Source organism: Sphingomonas sp. (assembly GCF_035758555.1).
Taxonomy (GTDB): domain Bacteria; phylum Pseudomonadota; class Alphaproteobacteria; order Sphingomonadales; family Sphingomonadaceae; genus Sphingomonas_B.
Window position 1 is genome coordinate 1 of the sequence record NZ_DASTXI010000102.1, and the last position, 4,407, is coordinate 4,407.

Here is a 4,407-nt window from a genome sequence, read left to right on the forward strand (position 1 = left end):
GCCTAACCCGCTTGCAATGGCCGGAAGCCTTGCTATAGGCCCGGCCTCGCTCGGCATTCCCCGGTAGCTCAGCGGTAGAGCATCCGACTGTTAATCGGACGGCCGCCTGTTCGAATCAGGCCCGGGGAGCCAGCGAACCTCGCGAAATGAGCGTGGAACACCTGCCCGGCCGTTTCCGTTAACGGTGCCGGAGGTCGCGATGGTCTTCGCATTTTCCGCCGAGCCGCAGGACGTCCGGATCGAGCCGCCGGGCCTGTCGGCCATATTGAGCGTTCCGGGCAATGCGTCCGGGCTGGTGTTGTTCGCGCACGGCAGCGGCAGCGGACGGCATAGCCCGCGCAACAATTACGTCTCCGGGCGGCTGCGCGAGGCAGGTATCGCCACGCTGCTGCTCGACCTGCTGACCCCCGAGGAAGAGCGCGACCGCGCCAACGTCTTCGACATCCGCCTGCTTGCCGCGCGCCTGATCGAGGCGACCGACTGGGCCGCACGGCAGGAAGGGACGCGCGGGCTTCCGGTCGGCTATTTCGGTGCCAGCACCGGCGGCGGCGCGGCGCTTGTTGCGGCGGCCGTGCGCGGGCCGGAGATCGCCGCGGTGGTGTCGCGCGGCGGCCGGCCCGACCTCGCGGGCAGCGCGCTGGCCCAGGTCTCCGCCCCTACCCTGCTCATCGTCGGCGGGCTGGACGGGCCGGTCATCGACATGAACCGCGAGGCGCAGGCGCGGATGCATGCCGAAGCCGAGCTGGTGATCGTGCCTGGCGCCGGCCATCTGTTCGAGGAGCCGGGCACGCTCGACCAGGTGATCGAGCACAGCCGCGGCTGGTTCCAGCGCCATTTCCGCCGCGTCCGCGCCGGCGAGTCCGTCAAGTGAACCGCTGAGGCGCCGATGGCCGAGCCTGGCGACGAAGCCCCTCATTACAGCGCGGAAGACGCGCGCGGGGCAGAGATCAACCTCCGCACGCGGCGGCGGCGCCTGATCTTCATGGCCGGGCTTGCCGCTTTCGTGCTGTTCGTGATCGTGATCCGGCTGCTGGCGTGGAGCTGACGCCGGAGGTGCGGCCCATCGTCCATATCGGCGTGCACAAGACGGCGACGAGCTGGTTCCAGAAGAAAGTCTATCCCACCGCCGCCAGCCACCGCGCGATCGACCGCGCGCGTGTCCGCGAGGCGCTTATCGAGCCGCGCGCCTTCGCCTTCGACCCCGACGTGTCGCGCGCGCTGCTGGCCCAGGGCGATGACGGCCGCCCGCATCTGCTGTGCGAGGAGGATTTGAGCGGGGTGCTCCATATCGGCCGCGCCTCCGGCTTCATCGCCAGGGAAATCGCCGCACGCATCCAGCTGCTCTATCCGGAGGCGCAGATCGTGCTGTTCGTGCGCGCGCAGCCCGCGATCGCAGTTTCGTCCTATCAGGAATATGTGCGGGAAGGCGGCACCCGTTCGCTCAAACGCTATCTGTTTCCCGACGCATTCCTGGCTTTCCAGAAATTCCGCCCGTTCAAGCTGCCGCGCTTCGATTTCGCGCAGTTCGACTATCGCGGGCTGATCGAGCATTACGACAGCCTGTTCGGGCGCGAAAACGTCCATCTCTTCGCCTATGAGCGGCTGGCGTCGGACCCGCAGGCATTGCTGGGCGAACTCGGGCGCCGGCTGCAGATCGAGCTCGATCCCGCAGCGATCTCATGGACCAGGGTGAACCCATCCTATCGCGGCGCGCTGATCCCCTTCGCACGGGCCCTGAATCTGTTCACGGCCCGCTCGGTCGCGGACAAGCGCACGCTGATTCACGTCCCCCTCTCCTATCCGCTGCGCAAGGAACTGATCGCTGGCCTGAACCGGCTGCCGGTCTGGGGACCGCCGCCGGCGCTCGACCCCGGAACAATCGCATGGATCGCGGCGCGCTTCGGGGAATCGAACCGCTGGCTGGCCGACCGCATGGGAATCGACCTCGCCGCGCTCGGCTATCCGACCGAACCGCCGCGCGAGCCCGTCCCCGATCCGGTCCGCGCCCGCCTGCCGCAATGGCTGCGGCTCTAGGCGGCGATGCCGCGCCGGCGTCTGAGGATGCGTTCGGCGAGCGCCAGGTCCTCGGGCTTGTCGACGTCGATGCCGGCTTCCGCGATGCTGAGCTTTACCGGCTTGATGCGCAGGCCGAAGGACCGGCCGGCCCGCTCCAGCGCGCGCGGCAGGCTGATCGTGCGGGTCAGCGCGCGTGCGAACAGCCGCGGGCCGAATTGCCAGAACAGCTTCAGCGTATCCTTGCGGTTGTGCTCGGCGCGCGCCCAGAAGCCGAGCAGGCCCGAAATGCCGCGGCTGCGCAGCGCGAACAGGTTGGCGCCGGTGAAGCCGCCGTCGCTGAACTTCAGCCAGGTCCGGTGCGATTCCGGATAGGCCTGCATCAGCCGCGCGCGCTCGACCACGCCGATGCCCACATCGGCGCCGTCCGATCCGTCGACGAACTCGTCCAGCATCGCGTCGGTCAGCAGCGCATGGTCGGCGGTGGTGACCAGGACCGGGCATTTGGTGCCCGGATCCTCGACCACGCGGCGCACGCTGTCCGAAATGCCGTCGGAGCTGCGCTGCAGCGACACGCGCGGCTCCGCTGCCAGCCAGGACGGGCCGTCATGCTCCAGCGTCTCGGGATGCTGGCTGAGAATGATCAGCCGCTCGAAACGCGGGTTGTCGAGCAGGGTTGCGGCGACCCGCCCGAGCATCGGCCGGCCGTCGACCTGCACCAGCGCCTTGCAGGGCGCGTGGCAGGCTTTCGCGAGCGGATCGCCGGGCCGCTCGCCGGCCAGCAGCACCGCCGTCCAGGGTTCCGGGTTGGAAGGAGGCGACCGCCGCCGCGCAAATCCAAGCGTCTGGTCCATGACGCTTTCCACCTGTGCTACTCTACGGCCTGCTGAAAATCCCCTCGCGCCCGAAGGTTGCCATCGTTTCGGCCGCGGCGGAGGAAATCGACGGTGGCGTCCGCTCCGCGCGGCGCGGTCTCCTCGTCCAGCGCGGCGCCGAAGCTGTCGCAGGCATAAGCGGCCTGTTCGGCGCGGTAGTCGGCATGGGTGGCGAAGGCGCGCTCGATGCCTTCGCCCAGCTCGGCTGCCGACTCGATCACCGGCCCCAGTTCCCAGAAGCGATAGTCGGGATCGCCGCGCCATTCCGTGCGGCGCGGGTTGAGGAACAGGCACGGCCGCGGCCGGACCAGGAACTCGGCCACCTGGCTGCTGACGTCGCCGAGATACAAGTCGGCGCCCAGCGTATAGCTCATGTCGGCCGAGGCCGTGCTGCCCAGATCGATCCTGACGTGCGGCAGGCCCTCGAACGCGGCGAAGGCCCGGTATTTGCGCGGCGTCGGCGGATAGAAAAGCCGGATGTGCGGCGCGAAGATGAGGTTGTAGCGGTCGCTCGCCGCGAAGAAGTCGAGCACCTGCCGCCCGACCAGCGGCCACGACGACAGGCTCCGCCAGAAGTGCGGCGCGTACAGGATCGTCGGCCGGCCGTTACCGAACAGCGGGCGGTGCGGCTTGCAGCGGACGAGATCGAGTTTTGCGTAGACGCCGGTGACATAGTGGCCGGGGCGGATCAGCCCTTGTTCGAGCAGCCGCCGCTCGATCTTGTCGCCCGCCATCAGCACGAAATCGAATTTCCGGATATCCCGCTCGAACCCGCGTGCGCGGTCGCCGGCGCCGTGCCGGGTCCAGACCAACTTCGGGCGCCTGAGCCAGGGCCGCAGCAGCAATGTCGTGCGCTCCGGCACCACCAGCGCGTCGAAGCCTCCGAAATAGCCGAGATTGCCGAACAGCACCGCAAGCTTCGGCACGATGCCCTGGCCGAACCGGGGAATGCTGGCACGGATCGCGGACGGAAGAGCCAGCAGGTCGAACGTGACGTGCGCGCCGGGATAGCAGTCCCGCGCCAGCGCCTGTGCCGCGTCCAGATGCTCGCGCGTGGCGCAGGCGACATGGACCTCGACCCGCGGATGCCGCAGCGCCATCTGCAATGCGATCGGCAGCGAATGATAGGTCTGGTGGATCTGCGCGATCAGCGGGAAGCAGACTCTCAGCTCCGGGCCGGACCCTGCGTTCATTTCTCGGCCGGCAGCGGCGTCGGCGTATGCAGCGCCTCGCGCACGTATAGCTGCTTGACGAGCACGTAGAGCACGACGGCCAGCGGCGCCGCGAGCACCACCCCGGTGACGCCGAACAGCGTTCCCATCCCCACCACCCCGAACAGCAGCAGCGCCGGCGGAATGTCGACCGCGCGCTGCTGGATCAGCGGCTGGATCAAATGGTTCTCAAGCTGCTGAACCAGGATGTAGAGGCCGGTCACCCACGCCGCCTGTTCCGGGCTGTGGACCAGCGCGACGGCGATCGCGGGAACTGCCGACAGGATCGGACCGAGATAGGGAATGAA

6 protein-coding genes and 1 tRNA gene are annotated in these 4,407 nt (G+C 68.6%); 4 read left to right on the plus strand and 3 right to left on the minus strand.

Annotation, left to right across the window (positions count from 1 at the left end):
* Window positions 1–57 precede the first annotated feature (57 nt).
* The 4 genes from VFT73_RS06180 (at window position 58) to VFT73_RS06195 (ending at window position 2,034) form a co-directional block, all read left to right on the plus strand.
* A tRNA-Asn gene (locus tag VFT73_RS06180) sits at window positions 58–132 on the plus strand.
* Between the two features lie 67 nt (window positions 133–199).
* Complete coding sequence (locus VFT73_RS06185) at window positions 200–871, plus strand: alpha/beta hydrolase (protein WP_326409288.1); 672 nt, start codon at window positions 200–202, stop codon at window positions 869–871.
* Window positions 872–886: 15 nt separating this feature from the next.
* Window positions 887–1,045: a hypothetical protein gene (locus tag VFT73_RS06190; protein WP_326409289.1), complete on the plus strand. Its 159-nt coding sequence runs from the start codon at window positions 887–889 to the stop codon at window positions 1,043–1,045.
* Entirely contained in the window at window positions 1,036–2,034 is a 999-nt protein-coding gene (locus VFT73_RS06195) for a hypothetical protein (protein WP_326409290.1), read from the plus strand. Before VFT73_RS06190 ends, VFT73_RS06195 begins: the two co-directional genes overlap by 10 nt.
* Here VFT73_RS06195 and VFT73_RS06200 read toward each other — a convergent pair.
* The 3 genes from VFT73_RS06200 to VFT73_RS06210 all read right to left on the minus strand — a co-directional run.
* Window positions 2,031–2,867: an NTP transferase domain-containing protein gene (locus VFT73_RS06200; RefSeq protein ID WP_326409291.1), complete on the minus strand. Its 837-nt coding sequence runs from the start codon at window positions 2,865–2,867 to the stop codon at window positions 2,031–2,033. The two genes, VFT73_RS06195 and VFT73_RS06200, sit on opposite strands and share 4 nt — an antisense overlap.
* 17 nt (window positions 2,868–2,884) lie before the next feature.
* Entirely contained in the window at window positions 2,885–4,081 is a 1,197-nt protein-coding gene (locus VFT73_RS06205) for a hypothetical protein (RefSeq protein ID WP_326409292.1), read from the minus strand.
* Window positions 4,078–4,407, minus strand: a 330-nt coding sequence (locus tag VFT73_RS06210) for an AI-2E family transporter (protein WP_326409293.1), incomplete at its 5' end; no start/stop codon positions are given. The genes VFT73_RS06210 and VFT73_RS06205, both read right to left, overlap by 4 nt.

What these genes read in the sequence shown, in the direction of transcription:
- VFT73_RS06185 (WP_326409288.1), top strand. Translation starts at nt 200, where the DNA reads ATGGTCTTCGCATTTTCCGCCGAGCCGCAGGACGTCCGGATCGAGCCG.
- VFT73_RS06190 (WP_326409289.1), top strand. Translation starts at nt 887, where the DNA reads ATGGCCGAGCCTGGCGACGAAGCCCCTCATTACAGCGCGGAAGACGCG.
- VFT73_RS06200 (WP_326409291.1), bottom strand. Translation starts at nt 2,867, where the DNA reads ATGGACCAGACGCTTGGATTTGCGCGGCGGCGGTCGCCTCCTTCCAAC.
- VFT73_RS06205 (WP_326409292.1), bottom strand. Translation starts at nt 4,081, where the DNA reads ATGAACGCAGGGTCCGGCCCGGAGCTGAGAGTCTGCTTCCCGCTGATC.